The sequence below is a fragment of the Bacteroidota bacterium genome, assembly GCA_034439655.1.
Lineage (GTDB): Bacteria > Bacteroidota > Bacteroidia > UKL13-3 > UKL13-3 > CANJUD01.
In genome coordinates this window covers 1-26,333 of the sequence record JAWXAU010000128.1, presented here as the reverse complement: position 1 = coordinate 26,333, position 26,333 = coordinate 1, and the positions used below count along the sequence as shown (strand labels likewise).

General features: G+C 36.0%; 26 protein-coding genes and 1 pseudogene. 17 read left to right on the top strand and 10 right to left on the bottom strand.

Annotation, left to right across the window (positions count from 1 at the left end):
* Positions 1-163: 163 nt before the first annotated feature.
* The gene (locus SGJ10_09205; protein ID MDZ4758302.1) at positions 164-802 is read right to left on the bottom strand and encodes a hypothetical protein; all 639 of its coding nucleotides are present in this window, start codon (positions 800-802) and stop codon (positions 164-166) included.
* Positions 803-849: 47 nt separating this feature from the next.
* The gene (locus SGJ10_09200; GenBank protein MDZ4758301.1) at positions 850-1,059 is read right to left on the bottom strand and encodes a zinc ribbon domain-containing protein YjdM; all 210 of its coding nucleotides are present in this window, start codon (positions 1,057-1,059) and stop codon (positions 850-852) included.
* Between the two features lie 154 nt (positions 1,060-1,213).
* Between SGJ10_09200 and pheT the strand changes: the two genes are divergently transcribed.
* Positions 1,214-3,607, top strand: coding sequence for a phenylalanine--tRNA ligase subunit beta (pheT, locus tag SGJ10_09195; protein ID MDZ4758300.1), 2,394 nt, complete (start codon positions 1,214-1,216; stop codon positions 3,605-3,607).
* Between the two features lie 88 nt (positions 3,608-3,695).
* Here the strand turns inward: pheT and SGJ10_09190 are convergent, their stop codons facing one another.
* The 3 genes from SGJ10_09190 to SGJ10_09180 form a co-directional block, all read right to left on the bottom strand.
* On the bottom strand, positions 3,696-4,829 hold the full coding sequence (locus SGJ10_09190) for a hypothetical protein (protein ID MDZ4758299.1): 1,134 nt from the start codon (positions 4,827-4,829) through the stop codon (positions 3,696-3,698).
* A gap of 73 nt (positions 4,830-4,902) precedes the next feature.
* Entirely contained in the window at positions 4,903-5,730 is an 828-nt protein-coding gene (gene panB, locus SGJ10_09185; protein ID MDZ4758298.1) for a 3-methyl-2-oxobutanoate hydroxymethyltransferase, read from the bottom strand.
* Between the two features lie 74 nt (positions 5,731-5,804).
* Positions 5,805-6,671, bottom strand: coding sequence for a universal stress protein (locus SGJ10_09180; protein ID MDZ4758297.1), 867 nt, complete (start codon positions 6,669-6,671; stop codon positions 5,805-5,807).
* A 68-nt stretch (positions 6,672-6,739) separates the two neighbouring features.
* On the opposite strand from SGJ10_09180, the gene SGJ10_09175 reads away from it, so the two are divergent.
* From SGJ10_09175 to SGJ10_09150, 6 genes are all read left to right on the top strand, one after another.
* The gene (locus SGJ10_09175) at positions 6,740-7,627 is read left to right on the top strand and encodes a nucleoside phosphorylase (GenBank protein MDZ4758296.1); all 888 of its coding nucleotides are present in this window, start codon (positions 6,740-6,742) and stop codon (positions 7,625-7,627) included.
* A 219-nt stretch (positions 7,628-7,846) separates the two neighbouring features.
* Complete coding sequence (locus tag SGJ10_09170; protein ID MDZ4758295.1) at positions 7,847-8,230, top strand: hypothetical protein; 384 nt, start codon at positions 7,847-7,849, stop codon at positions 8,228-8,230.
* A 139-nt stretch (positions 8,231-8,369) separates the two neighbouring features.
* Positions 8,370-9,584 (top strand): hypothetical protein, encoded by a 1,215-nt coding sequence (locus SGJ10_09165; protein ID MDZ4758294.1) that lies wholly within the window; start codon positions 8,370-8,372, stop codon positions 9,582-9,584.
* Complete coding sequence (locus tag SGJ10_09160) at positions 9,535-10,023, top strand: hypothetical protein (protein ID MDZ4758293.1); 489 nt, start codon at positions 9,535-9,537, stop codon at positions 10,021-10,023. Before SGJ10_09165 ends, SGJ10_09160 begins: the two co-directional genes overlap by 50 nt.
* Before the next feature lie 712 nt (positions 10,024-10,735).
* Positions 10,736-11,278, top strand: coding sequence for a DUF2306 domain-containing protein (locus tag SGJ10_09155; GenBank protein MDZ4758292.1), 543 nt, complete (start codon positions 10,736-10,738; stop codon positions 11,276-11,278).
* Positions 11,279-11,560: 282 nt separating this feature from the next.
* A complete protein-coding gene (locus SGJ10_09150; GenBank protein MDZ4758291.1) occupies positions 11,561-11,992 on the top strand; it encodes a hypothetical protein in 432 nt (143 codons plus the stop codon).
* A gap of 97 nt (positions 11,993-12,089) precedes the next feature.
* On the opposite strand, the gene SGJ10_09145 is transcribed toward SGJ10_09150, so the two are convergent.
* Complete coding sequence (locus SGJ10_09145) at positions 12,090-12,608, bottom strand: gamma carbonic anhydrase family protein (protein MDZ4758290.1); 519 nt, start codon at positions 12,606-12,608, stop codon at positions 12,090-12,092.
* A gap of 83 nt (positions 12,609-12,691) precedes the next feature.
* Here SGJ10_09145 and SGJ10_09140 point away from each other — a divergent pair, with 83 nt between their 5' ends.
* From SGJ10_09140 to hutI, 3 genes are all read left to right on the top strand, one after another.
* Positions 12,692-13,060 carry a hypothetical protein gene (locus tag SGJ10_09140; protein ID MDZ4758289.1) on the top strand — a complete coding sequence of 123 codons (369 nt, stop codon included), beginning with the start codon at positions 12,692-12,694 and terminating at the stop codon, positions 13,058-13,060.
* A gap of 7 nt (positions 13,061-13,067) precedes the next feature.
* The gene (locus SGJ10_09135) at positions 13,068-13,457 is read left to right on the top strand and encodes a hypothetical protein (protein ID MDZ4758288.1); all 390 of its coding nucleotides are present in this window, start codon (positions 13,068-13,070) and stop codon (positions 13,455-13,457) included.
* Positions 13,458-13,530: 73 nt separating this feature from the next.
* The gene (gene hutI / locus SGJ10_09130; protein MDZ4758287.1) at positions 13,531-14,754 is read left to right on the top strand and encodes an imidazolonepropionase; all 1,224 of its coding nucleotides are present in this window, start codon (positions 13,531-13,533) and stop codon (positions 14,752-14,754) included.
* On the opposite strand, the gene SGJ10_09125 is transcribed toward hutI, so the two are convergent.
* Positions 14,749-15,366, bottom strand: coding sequence for an NUDIX domain-containing protein (locus SGJ10_09125; protein MDZ4758286.1), 618 nt, complete (start codon positions 15,364-15,366; stop codon positions 14,749-14,751). The genes hutI and SGJ10_09125 overlap by 6 nt on opposite strands.
* 237 nt (positions 15,367-15,603) lie before the next feature.
* Here SGJ10_09125 and pyrE point away from each other — a divergent pair, with 237 nt between their 5' ends.
* From pyrE to SGJ10_09100, 5 genes and pseudogenes are all read left to right on the top strand, one after another.
* Positions 15,604-16,338, top strand: coding sequence for an orotate phosphoribosyltransferase (gene pyrE / locus SGJ10_09120; GenBank protein MDZ4758285.1), 735 nt, complete (start codon positions 15,604-15,606; stop codon positions 16,336-16,338).
* A 151-nt stretch (positions 16,339-16,489) separates the two neighbouring features.
* Positions 16,490-16,987, top strand: a pseudogene (locus tag SGJ10_09115) (DUF6680 family protein).
* 157 nt (positions 16,988-17,144) lie between these two features.
* A complete protein-coding gene (locus tag SGJ10_09110) occupies positions 17,145-17,600 on the top strand; it encodes a regulatory protein RecX (GenBank protein MDZ4758284.1) in 456 nt (151 codons plus the stop codon).
* Positions 17,601-17,675: 75 nt separating this feature from the next.
* Positions 17,676-18,422, top strand: coding sequence for a hypothetical protein (locus tag SGJ10_09105; protein ID MDZ4758283.1), 747 nt, complete (start codon positions 17,676-17,678; stop codon positions 18,420-18,422).
* Between the two features lie 80 nt (positions 18,423-18,502).
* A complete protein-coding gene (locus SGJ10_09100; GenBank protein ID MDZ4758282.1) occupies positions 18,503-20,128 on the top strand; it encodes a peptide MFS transporter in 1,626 nt (541 codons plus the stop codon).
* Between the two features lie 88 nt (positions 20,129-20,216).
* On the opposite strand, the gene SGJ10_09095 is transcribed toward SGJ10_09100, so the two are convergent.
* Positions 20,217-20,966, bottom strand: coding sequence for a GLPGLI family protein (locus tag SGJ10_09095; GenBank protein MDZ4758281.1), 750 nt, complete (start codon positions 20,964-20,966; stop codon positions 20,217-20,219).
* Positions 20,956-23,742 (bottom strand): TonB-dependent receptor, encoded by a 2,787-nt coding sequence (locus SGJ10_09090; protein MDZ4758280.1) that lies wholly within the window; start codon positions 23,740-23,742, stop codon positions 20,956-20,958. Before SGJ10_09090 ends, SGJ10_09095 begins: the two co-directional genes overlap by 11 nt.
* A gap of 136 nt (positions 23,743-23,878) precedes the next feature.
* On the opposite strand from SGJ10_09090, the gene SGJ10_09085 reads away from it, so the two are divergent.
* The gene (locus SGJ10_09085; protein ID MDZ4758279.1) at positions 23,879-24,949 is read left to right on the top strand and encodes an exostosin family protein; all 1,071 of its coding nucleotides are present in this window, start codon (positions 23,879-23,881) and stop codon (positions 24,947-24,949) included.
* A gap of 18 nt (positions 24,950-24,967) precedes the next feature.
* Here SGJ10_09085 and recR read toward each other — a convergent pair whose 3' ends face one another.
* A complete protein-coding gene (gene recR / locus SGJ10_09080; GenBank protein ID MDZ4758278.1) occupies positions 24,968-25,582 on the bottom strand; it encodes a recombination mediator RecR in 615 nt (204 codons plus the stop codon).
* A 124-nt stretch (positions 25,583-25,706) separates the two neighbouring features.
* On the opposite strand from recR, the gene SGJ10_09075 reads away from it, so the two are divergent.
* Positions 25,707-26,042, top strand: a complete 336-nt coding sequence (locus SGJ10_09075; GenBank protein ID MDZ4758277.1) for a tetratricopeptide repeat protein — start codon at positions 25,707-25,709, stop codon at positions 26,040-26,042.
* Positions 26,043-26,333: the final 291 nt, after the last annotated feature.

The following is a 26,333-nucleotide window of genomic DNA, read 5'->3' as shown; positions in this document are numbered from 1 at the left end:
TATATAATAGTCCAAAAGAAAGGGACTAATCCCCCCGCATCCCGATAATTATCGGGATTAAGCGGGGCTTTCGGGATGTAGTTCGGTATTACCATTCTAAAAACTAAATCCGACACAGGCGGAGAACTATTTTAGTTTAAGAATTGGTATTATAATAGAATGGCTATCTCCCCACCACCTCAATACCTGTAACAGGATGTATTTCCCAAGCACTTGCTCTCCAATTTCTTTCTCTTCCCGGCTTGGTGTTTTCTGCTTCATCGGCATGTTCTTTATCGAATAACATCCAACCTGTTATATTCACCCATCTTCCTAAAAATTGATCTCGCAAACTGCGGGTACTCCAATTAATTCCTTTGCCTTCCATTAGTTTTCTTATTCTCGGCGTAACCTCTATTACCATTCTTTTGGTTTTAGATTCACTCATAGCGTCGAGCACTATTTCTATATGGGTATCTCTATCAATTTCTTCTTTCATTTTGCAATTGCAAGTTTCCACACCTCCCTTTTTTACTTCTATAATATATCCTTTTATTTTAGCGGCTTGCGAAGTATTCCATCTATTATAGTCATCACCTGCTTGCAGTATTTTATCTAAGGTAATTTCTGTATTGATATCCTTGTCAGTAGGCGAACTAAAGCGGTTCTTTAGTCGGTTCAAAGACTTCAGACTTTCGTCTTTTGCACTACCTTCTATACCACAATTTTTATAATAATTATTTTCTGCATTTTTTTGGGAAATAGTTGTATCATTTTTACAACCAAATAGTATTGCAAATAGTATGATATATATTTTATTCATCGCTGTGCTGCAAGGTGCAGTCAGATGAAAACACCTGACAGGACTCACTATATCTTTTTCACAAACTCAGTTTTGAGCACAATTGCACTCCCCTCAATTTTACAATCAATTTCATCAGGGTCGTCGGTAAGTTTAATATTTTTTATTTTTACCCCTCTTTTTAAAACGGTTGAAGAACCTTTCACTTTTAAATCTTTTACCAAATGCACGGAGTCTCCATTCTGAAGTATGTTTCCATTGCTGTCTTTTGTTTCCATGATGTTTTATATAATAATGCTGCAAAAGTATGCTAAAAAACGTCATTGCGAGCGGCTTCCGCGTGGCAATCTCGTTCGGGATTAACGAGGCCCGCTATCTCGGTGTTTTTGAACTTTTGTTAATCTCCCATTTCCTATATTACTTTGCAGGTAAATGAAAATTAGTTACCATTGGCTGCAAAGCCTTATCAATACAAAGAATTCTCCTGAACAATTGTCCGAAATTCTGACCAATACAGGTTTGGAGGTGGAGTCGGTTGATGATTATTGCTCGTTGCCAGGTGGCTTGCAGGGATTAGTAGTTGGCGAAGTTCTCACTTGTACCCAACATCCCAATGCCGATAGATTAAGACTCACCACTGTTGATATCGGACAAGAAAATCCTTTACTTATAGTATGTGGTGCCCCCAATGTTGCCCAAGGTCAAAAGGTAATTGTTGCCACCGTAGGAGCAAAATTATTTCCTACAAATGGTGAACCTTTTACCATTCAAAAAAGTAAAATACGTGGCGAAGCATCCGAAGGTATGCTGTGTGCCGACGACGAAATAGGTATGGGCCAAAGTCATGATGGTATTATAGTATTACCTGCCGACACAAAAATAGGAATGCCTCTTGCCGAGTATTATGGCGTATATAATGATTATACTATAGAAATTGGACTTACAGCCAATCGTGGAGATGCCGCATCGCACGTGGGTGTAGCCCGCGATGTGAAAGCCGTGACCGGAACCGATACCATATATCCAAGTTTTGAAATTCCTGCAAATCTTCCCGCATCAAATTTTCAAATACAAATAGAAAATGCTGATTTATGTCGACGTTATTGTGGGATGTATATTAGTGGGATTCAAATTAAAGAATCACCTGCTTGGTTAAGAAACCGCCTACTGACGATAGGTTTAAAACCTATTAATAATATAGTAGATTGTACCAATTATGTCATGCATGAATTAGGGCAACCTACCCACGCTTTTGATGCAGATAAAATTGCTGGAAAAACTATTATAGTTCGCCAAGCAAACGCTAGTGAAGTATTATATACTTTGGATGGCACTGAACGCAAACTACAAGGTCATGAATTATTAATAACTGATAACGAAAAGCCAATGGCTCTTGCTGGAGTTTCTGGTGGATTGCACAGTGGCGTAAGTTCAGAAACAACAAATATATTTTTAGAGAGTGCCTGCTTCGACCCTGTGGTGGTGCGTAAGACAGCCAAAGCACATACGATTAGTACAGATTCTTCTTTCCGTTTCGAACGTGGTACAGATCCCTTATTGCCGCTACAAGCATTGCATCGTTTGGCAAATCTTATTATAGAAACTGCAGGTGGAAATATGCATCAAGCTATCGATCAACACCCGCATCCTTTTGTGCCTTTGCAAATAGATTATGATATGGATAAAGCACGCAAACTTATAGGAAAAAATTTAGAAAATAAAACGATACTAGATGTTCTAATTAAACTTGATTTCAATATCATCAAACAAGAAGCTGATATAGTTACGCTACGAATTCCCAGCTACCGACAAGAAGTGACACGCCCTGCAGATATAACAGAAGAAGTATTGCGTATATACGGACTTAATAATATTGAGTTTCCTGAGCAGATGAAAATTGCGATGCAAACAGACCCTTACGAACATATTTTTGCCAAGCAAAATAAAATTGCCAATATGCTTTGCTCCCAAGGTTTCAGCGAGATGATGAACAACTCCTTGGTGGCTGCAGAATGGTCACTCGCCGATGTAAAACCTATACATTTACAAAATCCATTAAGCAACGAATTAAATACTTTGCGTAATCATTTATTGCATGGGGCATTGCAAAGTATATCATATAACCGAAATCGCAAACAACCCGATTTACGTTTGTTCGAATTTGGGAAAATATATGCCCACGGAGCAAATGGCTTTGAAGAAACAGTTATTCTTTCCTTGGCATTAACAGGTAATTATATAATAGAAGGCTGGCAAAAAAACCACCAAGACTCCGGTTATTATCACTTAAAAAGTCATGCGGAACTTATCATGCAAGCACTAGGTATTACAGATACACAAACAAATAAAATAGAGCACCCCTTGCTCGACGATGCGGTGGCAATTGTATATAATAATACAGAACTTGCTATAATAGGTTATGCAAAAGCAGCAGAATTAAAAAAGTTTGATATTGATGATTCCGTTACCTACGCCCAGCTAAATTGGGATGCACTACTGGACTTGCACAAAAAGCAAATATTTGTATATAAACCAGTAAGCAAATTCCCTGAAGTTAAAAGAGATTTATCCTTGCTATTAGATGAGCAAATCACTTTTGGGCAACTTGAAAATATTGCCTTACAAACGAATAAGAAACTACTGAAAAAAGTAGAACTCTTCGATATATATCACGATGCAAAACTCGGTGAAGGCAAGAAATCGTATGCCCTCAGTTTCTACCTTTGCGACGAAGAAAAAACACTGGACGATGCCACCATAGACAAGGCGATGCAAAAAATCTCACAAAAGTTTGCTGATGATTTAGGTGCTGTGGTTAGGGGTTGATTAGAGCCACCACGTCATTCTGTTCGCCGCGGCGAACGTTTCAGAATCTATTAACAAAAGGTACGGCTCCTTGTAATCGCGATTTATATTATAATCCCGCAGCTAGTTTTTTAGCCTCAGCCATCGTGCTGGGATACTCCGCTTTGTTGGCCGCAGTATTATAATATTTTTTAGCTTCCGGGTTTTTGCCCTCGGCTTGTGCTAGTTTGCCTTTTACTATATAATAATAGCCATGCAGGTTATCATTTACTTTATACATTTTTTTATATGATACATCAGCAAGAGCCATGCTAATTGCCGCCTCTGTGGCTTTACTATTATTTAGATAATACCAAGCTTGCATAATATTTCCTGCACATTTATAATAAGCCCAATTACTTGCTGTGAGTTTTTCTATATAGGGTAATGCCTTTTCTGTTTGGTTTGTCTGCAATAATCCTTCAGCATATTTATAAACAAAAAATAAATTATCGGGATATTTTTTTACTACCTCTTCTATAATACTTAATATTTCGGCAGGCTTACCCTCATATTTAAAAAATATATTTACCAAATAATTGGCCGATTCCATTTTGCTGAATAGTGACGATTTATAAGAACCTTTCAATTGTTCGATACCTTCAAGGGCATTACCCGCATCCATCAGCTTTGCAAATGGTTTGATAATGGGATGGAGTTCAGGATAACGTTCCCTATAATAATTATACATGCCTGTAGAAAAATAAAAATCACTGAATTTTTCTTTCAGTGTAAACCCCTTTTTTACATATCTGTAAGCATTGGTGGAGTTTTTTACGGCACTCATAAAATCACCCTGCATGGAGTTTACCCTCGCCAAAAAACCTTCCGCAGTAAAATATATAAACATGATTTCAGCATCGTCTTTTTTCTGCACGTTCAGCATATCTTCACACATTTCAACAGTGTGGTTCAAAAACCCTTTCATTTTTCTTACCAAAGTATCATTGGTAAGTTCAGGCTCCCATTGCCAATCCATGTTCATGGCCATCAGCATATAATATATTGGGTGGCCAGGCAGTTTAGCTTTTACTTGTTTATATACTAGTTCTGCTTCTTTGAATTTGAAATTGTACATTTTGTCCAAACCTGCAAGCACTAGTTTTTTTAATTCTGGATTAGAAGATATTGGTGTTAGCTGCCCGAAGCTAAAACTTGAGAATCCAATATATAATATAACAATGCCAAAAACTTTCTTCATCATTTCTTCACTTAGTCAAAAACCATGCTATGCAAATATATTTTAAACTAAAATATATTCAAGATTGCGATTAAGCTTAATACTGTTCCTTATTGTTGGGAAAATCTTTCAGTTTGATATCTTCTATATAACGCTGCACATTGGTTTTTACATCATCATACAAATTCATATACCTACGCAAAAAACGCGGACTGAATTCTTTTGTTAGCCCTAACAAATCGTGCAATACCAGTACTTGCCCGTCCACACCTCCACCTGCACCAATGCCTATAATTGGTATGCTTAACTCCGCTGCTACTTGTGTGGCAAGTTTGGCAGGAATTTTTTCGAGCACTATGGCAAAACATCCTGCTTCTTGCAGTAAGTGGGCGTCTTCAATTAATTTTTTGGCCTCCATTTCTTCTTTGGCCCTTACTTCAAATGTTCCAAATTTATATATAGATTGTGGCGTAAGTCCCAAATGCCCCATTACAGGAACGCCCGCAGATAAAACCCTTTTCACGGAATCTATAATTTCCATTCCACCTTCCATCTTTACCGCATGTGCAGCCGCTTCCTTCATTAACCTGATGGCTGTGTTCAATGCTTCTTTCGAATTGCCTTGATAAGAACCAAAAGGCATATCGGCCACTACCAAAGCTCTAGTAACTGCTCGCGTTACCGAGGCTGTATGATATATCATTTGCTCAAGTGTGATAGGCAATGTAGTAGTGTGCCCTGCCATTACATTCGATGCAGAATCGCCCACCAAAATCATATCAATCATGGCATCGTCCAATATCTTGGCAAACGTATAATCGTAGGCCGTAAGCATTGATATTTTTTCGCCACGGTGCTTCATTTCTTGCAGCACATGGGTGGTAACGCGTTTTATTTGTTTGTATTGATTAGTTTCTATCATCATATTAAAGCCTGGCAGGGTTATATATTTTTTGACAGGCTTTTGTTCGATTATTATAATATTATTTAAAGTTCAGCTTATGCCATATAGTCTGCCACAAAGGCTGTTTCTCGAGGGTTGATAGCCATTACGGGGCAACTGCTTGCCCTGTTAACTATTTGCTGAGCATAGCTTCCTAAGAAAAATTCCGATACGCCCTTTTCTTGTTGTGTCATAATCATAATCAAATCAGCATTAATCTCGTCGGCGTAATCCAGAGTTTGTTTTGCATAGTTACCAGATTCATCTAATATTTTGGAAGTGTATTTTACATTCGCTTCATCGAACAATTTTTCTACTTGCACCAATTGTGCATTTACACGGTTAGCTAAAAACTCGTCGTTGGCTTTGAAAGTAGCAATATGTATGGTCGATTTATAATACTTGGCCAAATGTATGGCCCATTCTACTTTTTGTTTGGACTCAATAGTTAAATCTAGGGGAAACACAATATTTTGATAATTGAGTTTATTCGTTTTTTCTTTGATAACTACAACCGGCACATTGGCATAATTGATTACTCTTGCAGCGTTACTTCCAATTATTTTTTCAATTCCACTGGCACCGTGGGTTCCCATAATCACAGAATCACAGCCCAGTTCATCGGCTGTTTCTACAATGGTTTTATATATACGGCCCGTGCGGATATGGGTATAGGCTTTAATACCCATGCTTTCTATTTTAAGTGCAATTCCATTTAGCTTGTTTTGGATACTTTCCTTCACCATCTCAACATAACTGCTTTTAGTGAAAATATTTCCCAATACACTCTCCTCTATTACATGCATTACGGCAATTTCGTTGTTGAAAGTTTTGGCTACTGCGATAGCGTGGTCGAGTGCGTGTCCTGCCACATCAGAGAAATCGGTTGGTACTAAAATAATGTTCTTTTTCTTGTTTTCCATGTTCTGTTTTATTAAATGTTTGCAAATTTCACCACAAAAGTAAGTCAGTTACAAATATATTTGCCCAAATGAGAAATTATATTTCCGAAACCGATTTAATCATCAACCCAAATGGGAGCATTTATCATCTGGGTATAAAACCCAATGATTTGGCCAAAACTGTTATACTTGTTGGAGACCCTGAACGTGTCCCCAAAGTATCAGCTTTTTTTGATCAGATTCATTTTAAACACCGAAACCGAGAACTACATACCCATACAGGTACTTTTGGAAATGAAGCAATATCAGTACTTTCCACAGGTATGGGTACTGATAATATTGATATAGTGATGAACGAGGTAGATGCTTTATTTAATATTGATTTTGAAACGCGGCAGCCAAAAGAAAAAATTACGAAATTGCGGTTTATCCGATTGGGTACCTCTGGTAGTCTACATGCAGATATTTCAATTGACAGCATTTTGGTAAGCGGAGCCGCAGTGGGCTTCGACAGCTTGGCAAATTATTATAAAACTATAGGGCTTTCGTCCGAACACAAAAAATTTCACGAAGATTTGAAAGAAAAATTGGTCGAGATTTTTGAAAATACCCCCACCTATTTTGTGCCGTGCTCCGATGAATTATATAATAGGTTCAGTCCGCATTTTGCAAATGGAATTACGGCCACATGCCCCGGCTTTTATGGCCCACAGGGACGAAGTGTGAGGATAGAGCTTAGCGATTTGGGAAATGGATTGTTGGAATTTTTGCAAAACTACAAATATGGTTCAAAGCGTATCACCAATTTCGAAATGGAAACTGCGGGAATATATTTGATGGCGAATTTGCTAGGCCACCAAGCTATTAGTTTAAATGCGATATTGGCCAATAGGGTAACAAAACAATTTAGCACACAAGCAGATGTAACAATAAACAAAATGGTAGGGCAAGCATTGGCATTATTATTTCCTAACTGACAATTGAGATCCTATGGAGCTCACAAGTTTCGCTTCGCTTAAACTTGCGAGGGCACGTTTAATTGTATATATAGCTGCTACAAGTTATTTTATGATGGTGGTTTATGGATAGAAAAATTAAACAATCAAACTAAAGTTATCCACATCTATTGTATTGTATTGTATTGTATTGTAATGTTACATTTGCTTTTCAATTCATTAAAACATAAAACATAAAACATGAAAAAATTAAAATTCTATTTGATGATTACATGCGTTGTTATCATTAGTGGCTCAAGTCAATTAAAATCAAACTCACAAACAGATTGCGGAACCCCTTATCCAGATCCCCCAACACAAGGCTGGACGGTTTCAGATTTTCAAAATATTAACGATTACCCTCCTAACATACAACCATGCATAGGCGGCTGGCTGCAGAGAATAATTGACTGGTTAGGATTAGGCCAAAAGGGAGGTGGCGGTAATACTCTACCTTATGACTGGTATAATTGCTGGGTTACATTTAGCGTACAAGGAAAAACCTGCCATCCTGGACCAGCTGGAGATGCTGAATCTCTAATAGCAGCTCATTCCTGTGGTATCATTCAACCTTGTTTACCCTAATTTTAAAGTTAGGAATTATAAAGTTAGTTAGTTAAACTTTTAACTAACTAACTTTTTCTTTATATATAAAAGGATTCTAAATCACTATTTTATTATCTTGTTGATGCATATAAATAATATACTATTATTCTTTACGTTATTGCTTTTATCAAACTGTGTTGGTAAAAAAGATTCTATAAAATCGGCACATTCTATTTTAAAGTTGTCTGATACTACATTTATAGGCACTGAGGAATTTACCTACACAATGGATTCTACATTGGGTGTTCATTTATTATGTAAATCACTGCAAAAGATAGCTAAAGGGTTAGATTCAGCCATTATTATTTTTCAAAACACAAAAAATGATTTTATGAAATATTCATTTAATACTCAGAATTATAGAGGCATTTGGAGTGTTTATAAATATGATACCAATTACAATAAGAATTTCAATATATTAAATGATTCATTTTCATCAAAGGAATTCGCAACTTTTTCTTATTATAATCCAGATTCAATTTTACTTCTCAAAAATACTTTATATATTTGTAACGATGCATTTAAAGTAAGCACCAAATATGATATTGAGGGTCTAATAAAGAAATTTTATCCATTACAAGGCAGATTTGTGGTAGCCGCTCATAATAATAAATTTATGCTTCAAAAGTATAATGAAAATATAATTGGTTGTAAGGTCCGAAATTATAAACCAAAGGTTGAACATGATAGGGAGGATACAACATGGTTTTTTATTTTTAATACGGTAAGCAATAAAGTTGAAATATATCCTATTCCAATACCAAATGAATGTAAAGATTTTGTGTGGGGTTTTAATGATGGAACGCAATATGGCACAATAGCAAATAATAAATTATATATTTCATACCCCTATAGTGAAGAAATTACAGTATTCGATTTAGAAACAAAAACATATTTGAAAAAACGGATAAAATCTGCATTCCATGATAAAAACGATATATATTCGGTATATACTCAAAAACAATTCTTGCTATTAAATAAATTTCATCAAATTTCAAAACTTTGGGAAGAATACATTATCCAAAATAATATCTCTGCTAGTTATTCTCATCTACTATATGAACCTAAATTTAATCGCTATATTAGGTTTTATTTTGACAGCCAGCCTGTTAAAAATAAAGAAGGATTGTACAATTTAAATCCTGAAAGGAATGCTTATATGTTGGTTCTTAACAAAGATTTGGACATTGAATACGAGATGGAACTAGGTAAAGGGTTTAATGATTTCGTATCATTTACAAGCAATGGTAAAGTATATATAGATTTTAATCAACCAAGCCCTTATGGCAATAATCAAACATATAGATTTAAAGTTATTAATTTTAATAAGTAGTCTACTACTTTTAGAATATTCTTGTAGTAGTATCAAATCTATAAAGCAAGATTCTAAATATGCTGAGGCTTATTTAAAAATTAATAATGTTACGTTAAATAAAAGTAATTCGTGGGTAATCATAAATAAGCCTGGGTCATGTGGCGATTGGATTTGTGGTGCCCGTTTGCATAACTTTATTCTGTCAAATCTAACAAAACCGGTAAGCAATGTATATCTAATAATTGGCAATCATTACGATGGTAAACTGGACAGTATAGTTAGCTCAATAAAAAATATAACTACCGTTTACGATGTAAATAACAATTTAGCCAGATATGGTTTTAATAAAATAGAGACTCGAGTCTTACATTACAAAAATAATAAATGTATCTTATCAACTAATCTAAATAATGATAATTATCTTGAAATTGGCAAGAAAATCAAGGGCGATAATTAGGTTTTTCATCTTAATATTTATAGTTTTATTGCTACAAAATTGCAAGAATAATGATTCTAAAGAATCAAACTCTGTTTCAGATTTGAATGAGAATATACAAATTCGGTTTTGTATTGATCAGCTTCATAAAAACGTTGATTCGGTTTTGTTTTTATTTGTCCTTAAACCTAATAATTGCGGTTCATGCAATGAAAAGTGCTTAAATTTAATCACGCAATATTTTTCTGATAAAAATTACTTTATCGTATCGGATAATTATAACAGTGAAATTGATAACTATACATCGAGTTTGAATAAAAGTAAATATTCACAACCACTAAATGACTTACTAATTAAATATGGTTTTAACTTGGTAGAGAATACTTTGTACATAGTTAAGAATAAGAAGATAGCTAAAATACTTCCGATAACATCTTCCAATTTTGGCACTCAAAAGAAAAACATATTATTATATTTGAAAGAGAATAAATACTAAGCTGCAAAAACTAAAAATAAGTTTAACCAAGTGCAATTTTGTGTTTGTCTTCGCAAGTAAGATAGCTATCGCACTTGCGAAGATAAATGTCACAATTTAAAAAAATATTGCTCCATTTTCAAACACTTAAAAAATGCCTGCAACTTTTTTTACCACGCAGCGTTTACGTTTTCAAATCCATTTACATTCAGCCGCAAGACAATAATTATATCTAACTTACGCTTTCACAACTAACTCATGAACTCTAGAATTGCTGCTGCTATACGAAGTTGGAAAGGCTTGCTCGAACTTTTGTTTTGGGCTCCTGTAATCACCTTTAGTTTGCTATTGGTAAAAAACACCCTACCTTATTTCGATTTTAGCCCGCATTTTATTTTCATCCGCGAACGAATTTTATTATACAGTGACCCCATTTGGAAAACAAGTTTCTATATACATATTGGTGCAGGCATTTTTTGTATACTCACTGCTATTATACAATTCTCATCTTATATACTTCGCAAACGCAGCCAGATTCATGTATTGTCGAGCAAAATTTATGTATTTGTGGTATTATTAATTGGAGCTCCATCGGGTTTGTATATGAGTTTTTTTGCCAAAGGTGAAATGGCCGAACGTGGACTTTTTATCTTTATGGCAGTAGCTTGGTTTGTAACTACGTATAAAGGTTTCACAATGGCTGTTGCTCGAAAATTTATAGCACACCGTTCCTGGATGATTCGTTCCTACGCTATAGCTCTAACTGCGGTTACCTTCCGAGTATATTATACCGAAACTTAATATATAATAGTCCAAAAGAAAGGGACTAATCCCGAATGCTTTCGGGATGTAGTTCGGCATTACCATTCTAAAAACTAAATCCACCACAGGCGGAGAACTATTTTAGTTTAAGAATTGGTATTACATATTGTTCTATTATGCAGGAGTTGACTATGCGTACAACTACGAAATTTCATTATGGATAAGTGTGGTCGGTAATTTGCTAATAGCAGAATTAATTATATACCGTAAAGCAAAATCATTCCGCCGCGGCGGATCAAAACTTTTAATCAATAAACTATCATGAAAAACATTATTGTCTCCGCTATTGTGCTGATGTTGTTTGCTGGCGTTGCTGGCACTATTCAGGCTATCCAGGCTAGTAGCAACGGCTTGTTCAACAAACTGTATCAACCCACACACCCTGTACTTACCAAGAAAGATATATATCATCATGCGGGTATAAAAACAGAACTGAAATCTCCAACCCTGCAAAGAAAAACTGTTTCTAAAATTACACGTGAAAACCTTTTGCACCCTGATGGCAAAAATATACAACCCCTTGATGTTTTAAATAAAAAATCGTCGAAAATAAAAGCAACGGAAGAAATAAACCCCGAAAATTATCACGTGGTCATAAATACGCCTACACCCATTAAAGTTGTAAAGCCTAAAAAATTTAAAGCAGAGATGTTTTCCCGCGGAGCAATAGATGAGGAATATATAGAAGAATAGAAAGCCGATAGCAATATTATGGTTCCTTAACCATTATCTATCTTATAATGCACTGCGTTCACTCTAAAGTTGTTTCAGAATGAATATAAGATGCCTCTTACCTAAAATTCTCGGTATATACTTTACCCAACTCCACATAAGCATCGGCATTTTTGCGAACTGCTTCTTTTTGCTCCTCACTTAGTTGTTTAATAATTCGTGCAGGTACGCCCACCACCAATGAACCTTCGGGTATTTGCATACCTTCGGGTACGAGTGTATTTGCACCTATAATACAATAATCGCCCACCACAACCTTATTCAATACTGTGGCATTCATCCCCACCAATACATGATTGCCAAGTGAAGCTCCATGTATGATGGCACCATGCCCTACGATACAATCGTGGCCTATGTTTACAGGACACTCTGGGTCTACATGCACTACTGCATTGTCTTGTATATTGCTGCGAGCACCAATATTTACTTGGTCATTATCAGCTCGGATGACTGCCCCAAATAAAATGGTGCAATCATCGCCAATGGCAACATGACCGAAAACAGTAGCATTGGGGGCGATCCATACATTGCTGCCTTTGTTTATTTCTTTTTTAAAAATGCTGGGGTCTATGGACATGGTATAATATATTTTGTTTCAAAAATATGCTATTGTACAAACCCGTGCAACCATTTTTAGTTTTATATAGTTATAACAATATCATGAAAAGCTTAATTATTATCTTGGCATGTTTGGTAACAGTGGGTGCCCATGCAAAAAGTGGAGATTCAACTAGCAATAATGTTGAACCATTAGTTCCATTAAAACCAAACTATTCATTTAACATATCAAATATTAAGGTGGCAAATTTATCTCCTCCTTATTCCCCAATTTTTTATCCCAGATATTTCAGATTTATGCCAGGTGTTGGAACCAGAAACATGAATTATATGGTAAATTTTGCAGCCAAAAATACCAGTATCGGTTATGATGAACCCTCTATAAATGGGGCTGCAGCAGATGGAAATGCTATATTTATTGATGGGGTGAGACTATATGATAATTCATTTGGTACAATAGGAATTAGATAATATACCTATGAAAAATACAATTATTATATTTATATATTTGTTGGCATTTACTGCAAATGCTCAAACAAAAAAATCAGAAAAAGACAGTGTGGAATTTTTGCCTGCAATTCGTGTTTGTTGTATTATTAATAAGCAAGCTTTGAAACATGCAGAAAATAATGCTTGCAGCCTGATGAGAATGTGTGGAGGTAGTTCCAATTGTGGAGGTTGGCGATATAGAAGTTTCTTTGAAAATGCAGGAACAAGGAACTTAAATTATATTATAAATTTTGCTGCCAAAAATGCGAGTATGGGTTTCGATGCTCCGCAAATAAATGGAGCAAGAGCAGATGGAAATGCTTTATTTATTAATGGTATTCGAATGGAGAATAACACGTCAATAATTTTGATCCCTTAAATATTAATAGCAAGCTTTGTTATATTGAACTTTAATAGTAACCTTTGCCCCAATATAATATACCTTATTTGGGATGAAGGATTTTGCAATTACCAATATTAAAAACTTAGTAGGAGTATGGGAACAAGCTCCCACCAAGCCTTTACGTGGAGATGAGCTTTCTCATTTGCCTCAATTAGCCAACTCATGGCTCGCCGTGCAAGATGGATTAATTGCCGAGTATGGACAAGGAGTACTTCCCGATATATATAATGAGCTGCCTCATATTGATGCACAAGGTGGACATGTATTGCCCTGTTTTGTAGATTCGCATACACATATAGTATATGCCACAAGCCGTGAGCAGGAATTTGTAGCCCGCATCAAAGGTCAGACTTATGAAGAGATTGCAGCAAACGGTGGCGGAATATTAAACTCAGCAAAACGAGTTACTGAAGCTAGTGAAGAAGAATTATTTCATTCAGCATTCGAACGATTACTACTATGTGTGAACCAAGGCACAGGAGCCATAGAAATAAAAAGTGGTTATGGGTTGAGCACCGAAAGTGAACTTAAAATGTTGCGTGTTATTAAACGCCTCAAAAATGTTTCTCCCATTCCTATTAAAGCCACATTCCTTGGTGCACATGCGTTCCCCATGGAATTTAAAAATAATCAGCAGGCTTATATCGATATTATAATCAATGAAATGCTGCCACAGATTGCCGAAAATAATTTGGCCGATTATATAGATGTATTTTGCGATCGCGGTTTTTTTGATGTGGCACAAACTTGTCAAATATTGCGTGCAGGGGCTCAATACGGTCTCAAAGGCAAAATCCATGGAAATGAATTGGGCCTAACTGGTGGGGTGCAAGCCGCAGTTGCTGAAAATGCACTCTCTGTTGACCACTTGGAGCATACTAGTGAGGAAGAAATTATTTTATTAGCAAATAGTAGCACTATCGGCACCTTGTTGCCCTCAACAGCTTTCTTTTTAGGAATTCCTTATCCCAATGCCCGCGGCTTAATAGGTGGCGGTGCAGCAGTTTGTTTGGCAAGTGATTTTAATCCTGGAAGTTCCCCATCGGGCCGCATGTCGTTTGTGATTAGTTTAGCTTGCATCAAAATGAAAATGACCCCAGCCGAAGCTATTAATGCCGCTACAGTTAATGCAGCTTTTGCACTAGAACTACAAGACAGTTTAGGAACTATTACAAAAGGGAAATTGGCCAAACTTATCATCACCAAACCTATATCAAGTTTAGAATTTTTGCCCTATAATTTTGGCGGGGATATTATTGAAAAAGTATTATAAATGGTTTTTCAAAACTATCTGCAGTAGGCCGCGAATAGTTTCATAAGTATCTAATTCCTTCAGAGTTTTGTCGTCAATATGCATCCATTTGGCTTCGGTAATATGCTCTTCTGTTTGGGGAATTAATATAGGGTTCCCGTCACATTCCATACGGTACCAATGTGTGGTCTTCAGCATTTTTGTTCCCTTTTGCATATATATATGCAAGGTCTCACCCACAGGCTGTTGTAATTTCAACTGCGACAAACCACACTCTTCTTTTACCTCCCTGATGGCTGTAAAATCCCAAGTTTCGCCAGGGTCTACCTTCCCTTTGGGCAAATCCCAACGGTTCATGCGGCGTATCATCAATATTTTGCCTTCGTGGTTAAATACTACACCACCTGCGGCATGAATTGGGTGACAGGCAGTTTGTAATAATTCGAAAGTATGTTGAGGATCGGCAGCTATAGTTATATAACCCTTAGAAGGGGCTGCTAGCATCCATTCAATTACTTTGGTCAATGCGGGCAGATTATTTTCCACACGAATAAGTCCCTGTGTATTTGCCGATTGGTAATCGGCAGGACTGGCAATCGCCAAAGGGCAGTCGTTTACATAAACTTTTATCATGCGTAAGCTAGTGCAAAGTAAGTGCAAACAAACACAATTGCCAAAAAACATTTCACAAATTGTGGATGCTTGTATACTTATAGCACGCAAGTTTGCAGTATGCACTTTAAAAATAAGAGACAAAAACAAGACTAGTTCGCTTACATTTTGTCCACTTTTTGATACTCAAAATCATAAACCCTATGAAAAAATAGGGTTATATAATTAACAGGGTGTGGGCAAAATGTTGTTGGCTAGATGGTAGTTTTAGCAAGATACCCTACCTTTGCAGCACCAATTAAAGCAATTACTATGTTAGATATGGCAGTTATGGAAGAATCTACAAAAATATCAAAAGACGCAATTAGTGTTGCGGAAACTTTATTAGATATTGATTCTATTCAATTAAAAGTGTCAGACCCTTTTACATGGGTATCAGGAATAGAGTCTCCTATTTATTGTGATAATAGGCGTGTGAATTCATACGTTGAAGTTAGGAACAAACTTGTTTCCTGTTTCGTTGACTTGATACGCGAAAAATTCCCGCAAGTAGAGGTAATCGCAGGTGTTGCTACTGGCGGAATTCCTTTAGGTGTTCTTATAGCGGATAGAATGGAATTGCCATTTATTTATGCAAGACAAGCACCCAAAGAACATGGTCTTAAAAGACAGGTAGAGGGAGATTATACAGACGGGCAAAAAGTTGTTTTAATAGAAGACCATATTTCAACAGGCGGCAGTAGTCTTATTGCTATAAATGCAATAAGAGCCGTCAATCTAAATCTTTTGGGGTTAGTGAGCATTATGACATACAACTTTAAAGCTGCGAAAGATCAATTTGCTGAAAATAATGTTAATTTTTATAGTCTTTGCGACCTAGAAACCATACTTGATGTTTCTATCAAAAGAGGTTCAATTACTGAAGAGGAAAAGAATTCCATATTGGAATTCAAAGCAAACCCAAGCACTTGGGGAACCAATAGAAAAAAATAAACAGTTTTAATTGTCCCCGTGACATAATTTCACAGGAAAGAGGATTTTTTAATGTCAGTAAATTTCCGCCTGTTTGCAACAATTCATAAAAGGATGGTTCAAAAGATGAATAAAATTTGTGTATGTTTGCACAACTTAAATTCTAAAATATATGAAAGATTATATGCAAACTTATGGGCAATTGTATGAAATTATAGCAATTACCTTAGTCCCATTTATATTGTTTATTTTGAACAATCGCTTCCAAAAATGGAAAGACAAGAAACAGGCAAAATCAAAATTATTCTTAACACTTACGGGAACCCCACGGGCTAGCCCACCACCTCTAGAATATATGCAAGCCATAAACCAAATAGATGTCATGCTTGAGGATAATGAAACAATAACAACAAAATGGAGAAAATTGTATGATAGTTTCTCTCCAACAAGTGAACATTATAATAACCAAAAAACTTTCTAATTGGAACTATTATCTGAAATGGCAAGAGAGGTGGGATATAAAAAATTAGAGCAAACACAAATAGATAGATATTTTTTTGATGCTACTTATTTGCATGGACAGGCGAAAACACAGGACTTGACAGAAGAGTGGTTGAGGGTGCTTAAAGGTTCTGAAAATTTTGGTGCAGCTCGAACTCATATGAGATAGTTTGAATGTGTTACGCAAATGGAGAGCGAAACCTGAAGAGTTCGGCGTGTAATATAGTTGTAAGCTGTGGGTTGTTAGTGGTGAGACACACAAGCATGAACACATACAGCCACAAAAAATCTGGCAACTCACAATTCACAACTCGCAACAAATTAGCATGAGAGAATACCTCGACAAAGCCCGCCGATACTGCTCCTACCAAGAGCGTTGCCACAGTGAAGTGCGTAATAAATTATACGAACTTGGTGCAAGGGGTTTGGATTTGGATAATATTATAGTAAGGCTTATAGAAGAAAATTTTTTGAACGAAGAACGTTTTGCAATTGCTTATGCGGGGGGTAAATTTCGCCAAAAACAATGGGGCCGCGTGAAAATTACTTTGGAATTAAAGGCCCGCAAAATTTCTGTTTATTGTATACAAAAAGCAATGAAGGAAGTTCCAGAAGATGATTATGTACAAACACTTGATAATATTATATTCAAGAAAAATAATCTCCTTAAAGAAAAAAACCCGCTCACTAAAAAAATGAAACTCGTTGCCTATGGAATTTCTCGTGGCTACGAGCAGGACTTGGTATGGAGTGCGGTGAATAGGATGGTGGATGCGGTATAGTATTAGGTATAATCCCGGAAATTTATTCACGAAATTTTATTAGTTGCGTATATATTTGCTTAAATTATTTGAAACTTGAAGATACTTATTTTGTTTGTATTGTTTTGTGGTTTTAGCATGGAAATGCAAAGCCAAATAACTTACGCTTTCAGCCAACGAAAGAGGTTGGAATTTGTAAAGTATAATGTTTCCGATTCTGAAAATGTAACTATTTTATTTAATAAATCAGGACAAATAAATAAAATTGAGAGACGCATGAATACCAAATTGCACGGGTTTGTTTATTATTTTACCAATAATAAATTAGATTCAATAGAAGTATATAATACAGGTATAAAAACACCCGAAATGTATTTGATGCACAAAGCAGGTTATCTAAAGAAACATGTATTATGTAAAGGAGAGAATTTGGATTCTTTTTTTTCATTTACCCACAGAAAGAATATCACAGGAAAAACTTCAAAGCATTGGATTAATATGCAGAAAATGTATGAGACGGACAGTAATGGTGTGCTAAGCAGAATATATGATACGGATAATGGAAACTATGCTACAGGCTACGATGTATGTATACCTGATGGCTATTACTTTTATTCGATTTACAACCAACAATGCTCAGAAGGTGTGAGTTTCTCGAATGGTTATATTTCAGGATTCCATACCTACAAAAATAGTATACTGCACGGTGTTAGAATTCTACTAAATGGTAACAAAAAAACTAATTTGGTGCAACTAGATATCACAGCCGCAAATCAACCCATATTTGAAACTACTTACTTTAATAGAAGAGGGAAAAAAATAAATCACCGCCCTTGGTTTTAATTTGTATAAATATAATATTTAGCGAGCTTATTGTTTTTCCAAGATTTAAACCATTCTTTTGCACTTATAAAACTTATTAGATGAAACACCCCAAAGCATTACCTTTTTTATTCTTCGCAGAAATGTGGGAACGGTTTGGTTATTACTTGATGATTGGTATATTCCAATTGTTTATGATGGAAAGCATTGAGAAGGGCGGCATGGGCTTCGACCGCAAACATGCTGCCGATATATATGGTACTTTTATAGCTTTGGTTTTTCTCACTCCATTTATTGGAGGATTATTAGCTGACCGAAAAATTGGCTATATAAAATCAGTATATATTGGTGGTACTTTAATGGGCTTGGGATATATGGGTTTGGCCATTCACACAGATTGGTCGTTTTATGCTTCTTTGATTATGATTATAATAGGAAATGGTTTTTTTAAACCCAATATTTCTACCATTTTGGGCAACTTGTATTCCGAAGAAAACTATAAATCCTTAAAAGATTCAGGTTTTAATATTTTCTATATGGGCATCAACATAGGTGCTTGTGTATGCAACTTGTGTGCTGCCTTTATGCGTAATAAATACGGTTGGGGTGCTGCCTTTATGTCGGCAGGGATTGGGATGTTCATTGGTTTAATTGTATTTGCTATTGGAATGAAACATTTTAAACATGCTGATGTAAAAAAACCTGTACAAAAAGAAGACATGTCCATGAATGCAATACTTGCCCAAGTTTTTCTACCTGCTATTATTGCAGGACTAATAGGATGGTTTATACCTGAAAATATATTTGGAAGCGACAGTACCGATGCATTTATTTTAGCTACTATTCCCATTATCATATTTTATATATCTTTATATAAACGGGCAAACGATGGCGACAGAAAACCCTTGTTAGCACTGTTGTCTATTATGGCAGTAAGTGTGATGTTTTGGGCAGTATTCAAACAAAATGGAACTGCACTAACCACCTGGGCACAGTATTATACTGACCGTGAAATGCCAGCAGCAATTGCTGCCCCAGCAGAGAATATGTACCTTGCTGAAAAAGATACTTTCTATTATAGGAATGTTCCAGCCTTCGATGATAAATTTAAAGCTATTAAAGAAAACAACAAGCAAGTATTAAAACCTGGCTACCCGATATATTTTAAAAATGTAGCACCTGATAAAAAACCAAAAGAAGGCGAAGTGGTAAAACTATATAATACTGAATTATTTCAAAGTATTAATCCCCTTTGGGTAGTATTGCTCACCCCTTTGGTAATTGCTTTCTTTATGTTATTAAGGCGGCGAGGTCGAGAACCCTCCACACCCATGAAGATTGCATTGGGATTGCTGATATCCGCATTCAGCACCTTGGTAATGGTGGTAGCAATATATATATGTAGTAATGGAGCAGTAAAGGCAAGTCCTTGGTGGCTTATAGGATGCTATGGTGTTATCACAGTAGGTGAATTATTCCTGAGCCCGATGGGTTTAAGTTTGGTTTCCAAAATATCGCCTCCACGCCTCACAGCTTTAATGATGGGTGGTTGGTTTTTAGCTACGAGTTTGGGAAATAAATTAAGCGGTGTATTGGCTAGTATGTGGGATATCTATGATAATAAAGCAAACTTCTTTTGGGTAAATTTTGTTCTATTGAGTATCGCTACTGTTATCATGTTCATGATGTTAAAATGGCTTAAAAAATTAATTGGAGACAAGGTATAAAATAGTATAAAGGCACCAGTATAAAGAGCAAATATTTAATGTCTATATACTTTATACTAGCTACTTTATAGTTTATAGTTTAAACTACCTACATTGCAGCTTGCCACAGTAATGTATTTTTCCAATTGCCCCAATCGTTCACGCTTTCTTTGAGCTCTTTCAGCATAGCTTTTAGCTTTATTTGTTTTCCCTTTTTGGTAGCAGGCGGTGTGGTTTGCTCGGGTTTTATTTCCGGGAAATCGACCTTGGTGGCATACCAACTCATGTGCATGCGAGGAATTACCACACCTAATATTAATCCGGGCAAGCCATTAAATGTTTCTGGCCCTCCTGACAATAATATTTCTTCGGTATAAAATGCCACTACAAACAATGAATCGCAAACCCTGCCTGTAGCCCTGCGGCATGTGTAACCAGCAATAGTTCTGGTATCATCGGTAATTTTCCAATCTATATGTGGTAAGCTATCTATAATATTATAGCTTTGATCATATATTTGTTTCTGCGAAAAATAAGTACCGCTGTCCGTATTAGTATATACGGTTGATATAATACCGGCACTCATCCATTCAGGTATTTTCTGGTCACTTTCCTTTCCTGTTTTATATACTGATTTATTCCCTGAAAAATATAAATCGAAATACTCTGTTCTATAGTCGGGAAGACGTGCCATCCATTCAGAATTATCATTATCGCCCGACTCTTGCAGTATTTTCTTTATATAGGTTTTGCGTTCATATTCTACTCTTGCAGTATTAATAAATTTTTGAGCAATTATATAATTTGTTGAACAAAAAATACAGATGGTGAATATATATTTAAACAATTTATTTTGCATCTTCTACTTCTCCATTATTAGGTGCTTTCGCTGTTTTATTGAAATTCCACAAAATACTGACCAACCAATAACGCTTGATTACATTATAGCGACTCTCTGTTAAATAATTGCTACTTACCGAACGAGAAAATCCAGTATTCTGGTTCAGTATATCACGTACAATAAATGACAATTTGAAATTTTCTTTTTTGAACATCTTGCGTTCGACGCTCATGTTCCAAATAAACATATTGTTATTGGTGGTAAAATCACTAGTCTTTTGTCGGATATTTGCTGAGAAGTCGGTGGTGAGTTCCAACTTGCGTGGCAAGAAAACTGTAAGCTCGATATCGTGGCTTTGAATCCAATACTGGGTTTTACGATCAGGGTTTAGTGAAGACCGAGATGAATTATAATCAAAATTAAAATCGAAAGATACTTCATACTTATCTTCCTTTTCATAATCTAAACCTGGTGATATATCAATGGACGATGACAGCGTTTGATTTTTGATTCCGTTTATATAATTTATATAATTATTTACACTGGGATTGCTACTAAATTTAAGTTTGACCCCACTCTTTTTTAATTTAAAACCATAATACATCCAAGACCAAAAACTATAATTACCGCGTGCAACATTAATTGTTTGAGAAATACGTTGCCCAAATTCATCTATTACATCGAAAGAAGTAAATGCATTATATGTATTATTGTATCCCATTGAAATATGTGCACTGCGGTCATTAATCATTTTATAACTATGCGATTCTATCCTAAAGGTATTAGTGACTTGAGGTTTTAGATTTTCATTGCCCTTTTGTATATTGAAAGGATCCAAGTTGTTTTGCAAAGGTTGTATCTGGGTAATGCTTGGTTGTTGTGTATAACCATTATAACTTAACTTAAAACCATTAAATTGGGAAAACTTATATTCATACCTTGCCATACGCTGAAAATTTGTAAAATTATAATGTACTGTCGAATCAATAGTACGATTGGTGCGGATATAATTGTTTGCCTGCAAATTCGCCCCGGCATTTAAAGACCATTTTTTGCGTTTATATTTTAGTGTCAAACCAGGAGATTGTGTTATAATATTAAACTTAAAATCATTGCTATACTTTGGATCTAATATGTTATATGAAACGCCATCGGAGTTATATGAATTATTAGTATTACTATTTTGATTATTGACATAACTGTAGGATACTTGTAAATTCAAATACTTGGTGATTGGTTCTGTAAAGCTTGATGTGAAGCTTGCATTGGAAAGCCATTTGTTATTGTCCTTTTTTTGGTCAATAGCAGATGTGTCTTTTTTAAGGCCCAAAATATTCTTAGACAATAGTTTCCCTGTTTGTGCTTCAGCAGAACCATTCAAACCCACTACTATATACAATAGTCTATCTTTTTTGCGAAATTTTCGTTGATAATTTAGGCCTCCGCCGTAAGAATTTTTATTCCGATCATCGGCAGTACTGCGTATACTCTGGTTCACAAAAACCTCATCATCATTTAATGAAACCGAAGCAAACGAGTCAACTTTGCTTAACATAAGTGTACCCATATTGGCAGTAATCGTAAGTGTGGCGAAGGAATCGGGTTTTAGGGTATACGATAAATCGAAATTGCTTTTAATTCCCTTTGACACAAATGAATCGGATTGCACATTATAAAAGCTACTATCTGCCAAAAGTTGCCGGGTAGTGCTCGATGCAACACCTCTGCGAATTTGCGAATTAGAAGTGAGATTAAGCGACAAATGGTGTTTATCGCCTTTGAATTTGTCGGAGAAATGACCACCCATGGATAGGTTGCTGGGCTGGCCTTGGTTATTATTGCTAATTTCCTGGCTTGAGCCGTTTGAATAAAAGGTAGTACTTCCATCATCACTATATGATACATTTGAATTGGACCCGAACGACTGCTGCTCCTCCCAATCCAAGCTATTGCGGTTGGTATTGGAATGTATAATATATCCCGATAATTTGCGTTTGGATTTGAAGGCATTAATCATGGCTTCATTTTCGTACCATTTGGGTAAACCACCACTGGCTTTTACTTTGCCAAACATCCCCTTTTTATATTCTTCCTTTAGTTTCAAGTTCAGCACCTTTTCTTTTTTTCCGTCCGAAATGCCCGTAGCCTGCGACTGGGCATTTTCTTTATCATATACTTGCACCTTGTCCACCGTAATTGCTTGTAGATTTTTTGTGGCCACTGTTGGGTCATCACTAAAAAATTCTTCCCCATCAACCAATACTTTATCTACTTTTTCGCCATGGGCGGTAATTACCCCATTTTTGTCCACCTGTATACCTGGTAGCTTTTTAAGTAAATCCTCTACGGTTGCAAACTCTTTGGTTTTAAAACTATCGGCCGTATATTCTATCGTATCCCCTTTAAATACGATAGCTCCCTTCTTTTGTTTAAAAATAAACTCTTTTAGAGCTACCGTCTTTTGTATCATATATGTATTTAACTTTGTAACATCGCCAGCTTCTACTTTCACAATTTCTGTGTAATCGGCAAAAGTCGGGTGGGTAATAATAATCAAATAATTTCCTGTATCCAAATTTTTGAACCTAAAAGCTCCTAGTGAATTGGAACGGACAAATTTGAGCAGTACCGAATCGGCGGGACGAAGCAACATTACACTTGCATGCTCAATATATTTTGCAGCAGTTGAATCGGCTAAGTTGCCACGCAATTCTCCCTTGTCGCCAAATTGACCTTTGGCAAATGTTGCAATTAGTAAGAAGCTGAGTAAAATAGGTAAATGTTTTGTTCGCATACTTAATAAAAAGCAATAATACGTTTTTTTCGGCAGCAAGTTACGGTCTATTTTAACGTGGTCAGCTTAGTGTTTTGATAAACTATTTGAGAAAATATTTTGATAACGCTGTATATGTTGTAATTTTGCCTACTTGATGGGCAATAAAAAACCAATTGTATATATAGACAAATCGCATTTTGATACTGTATTCAAAGCTTATGTTTTCGATATATTAAAAGCTAATTTTTTTAATACGCATTCTCCAGAAGAACGACTTGCCAAATTTGGACCTTTCGTAAATTTATATACCTATACCGACAATATTGATGAGGCAGATTTCGCTATGTTGCCAATGGCTTGGAATTATTATATTGACCACCACAAAAAAAAATTAGCAGAAGATTTTATCAATTATTGTAAATCGAAAAATAAGAAGGTGATTAGTTATTTGGCATACGACTTTGGCGTTACACCTACCATTAAAGATATATATGTATTTAGGGCAAGTGGCTACCAAAGCCGCAGACTAAAGCACCAATTTGCCTGCCCTTTTTTTTTAAATGATTATTTGAAAATAAAATATAATACCGAGAATATTACAGTGAGAGAAAAAGGAACAAAAGCAGTGGTGGGCTTTTGTGGCCAAGCCAAAGTAAATGCCCCTACAAATGCTTGGCATTTATTTAATATCGCAGTAAATAATATAAAGTATTATACACACTTGAAGCATTGGGAACCACAAGTATTATATCCCCCTGTATTGAGAAGACAAAAAGCACTTTCCTATTTAGAAAATTCGGAACTAGTTGAAACTAATTTTATTAAACGAACCGCATATAGAGCAGGGGCAAATACAGAAACGGAAAGGAAAAAAACCACCGATGAGTATTATGATAATTTAATGCATTCCGATTATATAGTTTGTATAAGAGGTGGCGGTAATTTTTCAACCCGTTTTTATGAAACTATGATGATGGGAAGAATACCCTTATTCATCAATACAGATTCTATACTTCCCTTCGACAATATAATAGATTGGAAAAAACATACAGTGTGGGTCGAAGAAAAAGACATGAAATATATGCCCCAAATACTGGCCGATTTTCACTCCCAAATTCACCCCGACGATTTTAAACAAATGCAGCTAGATAACCGCCAAATATGGGTTAATCACCTAAGCAATTATGGAATTTTTGATACTATTGCTACAATGGTGATGGCTTAACTTTTGGAAAGTTTTATACTAAACCTCCAAACCAATTCTATTCAAAATAGAACGCCCCAAAGTAATTTCATCGGCATATTCCAATGAACCTCCTATTGCAATTCCTCTGGATATAGTTGTAATTTTAATGGCGTCCGCCGCGGGGGACTGTAGTTTTTTGGTGAGATAAAACATGGTACTATCGCCTTCCACCGTGGGGCTAAGAGCCATGATGAGTTCTTTGGTCTCTTCTGTTTTTATTCGTTCCATTAATTTATCTATATTCAAATCGCTAGGGCCTATACCTTCGATGGGAGAAAGCACACCGCCCAATACATGATACAAACCACTGAACTGCCCAGTGCTTTCAATGGCCATAATATCTCGTAAATCTTCCACCACACAAATTTTCTCTCTATCACGATTCACACTGCTGCAAATGCCACACACATCTTTGTCGGACACATTACCACATTGGGTACAAAACAAAATTTGGGTACGCATGTTCACAATGGCCTTGCCCAATTTTACGCTAGTTTCTGCATCGCTTTTCAATAAATGCAATACCATCCGCAAGGCCGATTTCTTCCCAATACCAGGGAACTTGGACAATTCATTAACGGCTTCTTCTACGAGTTTGCTAGGTATATTCATTGGGCGTTCAAAGATAGGTTACGGATATAGTTAGGCTGAGGGTGCTTTTTTCCACAGACTGTTTGCGATGCAACAACTTTTGGAGAGTTCCAAACTCTCCAAAAGTTGTTGCATCTTTGCACACATGGAACGCAACGACCGAATCAACAAATTACTGGAGTTTTATACCGCCACCCCAAACGATACCTTTGTAATATATGCACTGGCCAATGAATTTGTACAAATTGGCGACGACAATGAGGCCCTAAAGTATTATAATATGTTATTACAAAACTTCCCCGATTACGTGGCCACTTATTATCATTTAGGAAAACTATATGCTCGACGAGAATTAAAAGATGAAGCTCTTGCAATATATAAAACAGGAATAGAAAAAGCCAAGCTTGCAAAAGACAGTCATAGCCTTGCCGAACTACAAACTGCTTATACCAATTTGGACTTGGGACTGGATGATGAATAAATTAGAATTACGAGTGACGTCAGCCGAGGCGGAATGAATTACGAATTTTACTGCGTCATGCTGTCCACGATAACTGTTAGGACAGTGGGGCGTCGCAACGGCAACGTAATCAGGCGTCAGTGTCATGCTGTTCTCCGCGGCGAATGTTTCAGCATCACAATAACAAATATAATAATTTAGCAAAAAATACGTTTATATAGGGCTTGCTGTTAATCTCAAAACAACACAAAATTGATCGAATCTATATTGCAATGTATATTTCATTCTTAGTATGATTAGTTTAATCCATAG

Bases quoted from the DNA above. Each gene is read 5' to 3' on its own strand.
- SGJ10_09190 (MDZ4758299.1), bottom strand. From the start codon at position 4,829: ATGATGAAGAAAGTTTTTGGCATTGTTATATTATATATTGGATTCTCA.
- SGJ10_09205 (MDZ4758302.1), bottom strand. From the start codon at position 802: ATGAATAAAATATATATCATACTATTTGCAATACTATTTGGTTGTAAA.
- recR (MDZ4758278.1), bottom strand. From the start codon at position 25,582: ATGAATATACCTAGCAAACTCGTAGAAGAAGCCGTTAATGAATTGTCC.
- SGJ10_09095 (MDZ4758281.1), bottom strand. From the start codon at position 20,966: ATGCAAAATAAATTGTTTAAATATATATTCACCATCTGTATTTTTTGT.
- SGJ10_09140 (MDZ4758289.1), top strand. From the start codon at position 12,692: ATGAAAAGCTTAATTATTATCTTGGCATGTTTGGTAACAGTGGGTGCC.
- SGJ10_09160 (MDZ4758293.1), top strand. From the start codon at position 9,535: ATGGCAATAATCAAACATATAGATTTAAAGTTATTAATTTTAATAAGT.
- SGJ10_09180 (MDZ4758297.1), bottom strand. From the start codon at position 6,671: ATGGAAAACAAGAAAAAGAACATTATTTTAGTACCAACCGATTTCTCT.
- SGJ10_09090 (MDZ4758280.1), bottom strand. From the start codon at position 23,742: ATGCGAACAAAACATTTACCTATTTTACTCAGCTTCTTACTAATTGCA.
- SGJ10_09150 (MDZ4758291.1), top strand. From the start codon at position 11,561: ATGAAAAACATTATTGTCTCCGCTATTGTGCTGATGTTGTTTGCTGGC.
- SGJ10_09145 (MDZ4758290.1), bottom strand. From the start codon at position 12,608: ATGTCCATAGACCCCAGCATTTTTAAAAAAGAAATAAACAAAGGCAGC.
- panB (MDZ4758298.1), bottom strand. From the start codon at position 5,730: ATGATGATAGAAACTAATCAATACAAACAAATAAAACGCGTTACCACC.
- SGJ10_09075 (MDZ4758277.1), top strand. From the start codon at position 25,707: ATGGAACGCAACGACCGAATCAACAAATTACTGGAGTTTTATACCGCC.
- SGJ10_09155 (MDZ4758292.1), top strand. From the start codon at position 10,736: ATGAACTCTAGAATTGCTGCTGCTATACGAAGTTGGAAAGGCTTGCTC.
- SGJ10_09175 (MDZ4758296.1), top strand. From the start codon at position 6,740: ATGAGAAATTATATTTCCGAAACCGATTTAATCATCAACCCAAATGGG.
- SGJ10_09135 (MDZ4758288.1), top strand. From the start codon at position 13,068: ATGAAAAATACAATTATTATATTTATATATTTGTTGGCATTTACTGCA.
- SGJ10_09125 (MDZ4758286.1), bottom strand. From the start codon at position 15,366: ATGATAAAAGTTTATGTAAACGACTGCCCTTTGGCGATTGCCAGTCCT.
- SGJ10_09200 (MDZ4758301.1), bottom strand. From the start codon at position 1,059: ATGGAAACAAAAGACAGCAATGGAAACATACTTCAGAATGGAGACTCC.
- pyrE (MDZ4758285.1), top strand. From the start codon at position 15,604: ATGGTAGTTTTAGCAAGATACCCTACCTTTGCAGCACCAATTAAAGCA.
- SGJ10_09110 (MDZ4758284.1), top strand. From the start codon at position 17,145: ATGAGAGAATACCTCGACAAAGCCCGCCGATACTGCTCCTACCAAGAG.
- SGJ10_09100 (MDZ4758282.1), top strand. From the start codon at position 18,503: ATGAAACACCCCAAAGCATTACCTTTTTTATTCTTCGCAGAAATGTGG.
- SGJ10_09085 (MDZ4758279.1), top strand. From the start codon at position 23,879: ATGGGCAATAAAAAACCAATTGTATATATAGACAAATCGCATTTTGAT.
- SGJ10_09170 (MDZ4758295.1), top strand. From the start codon at position 7,847: ATGAAAAAATTAAAATTCTATTTGATGATTACATGCGTTGTTATCATT.
- pheT (MDZ4758300.1), top strand. From the start codon at position 1,214: ATGAAAATTAGTTACCATTGGCTGCAAAGCCTTATCAATACAAAGAAT.
- hutI (MDZ4758287.1), top strand. From the start codon at position 13,531: ATGAAGGATTTTGCAATTACCAATATTAAAAACTTAGTAGGAGTATGG.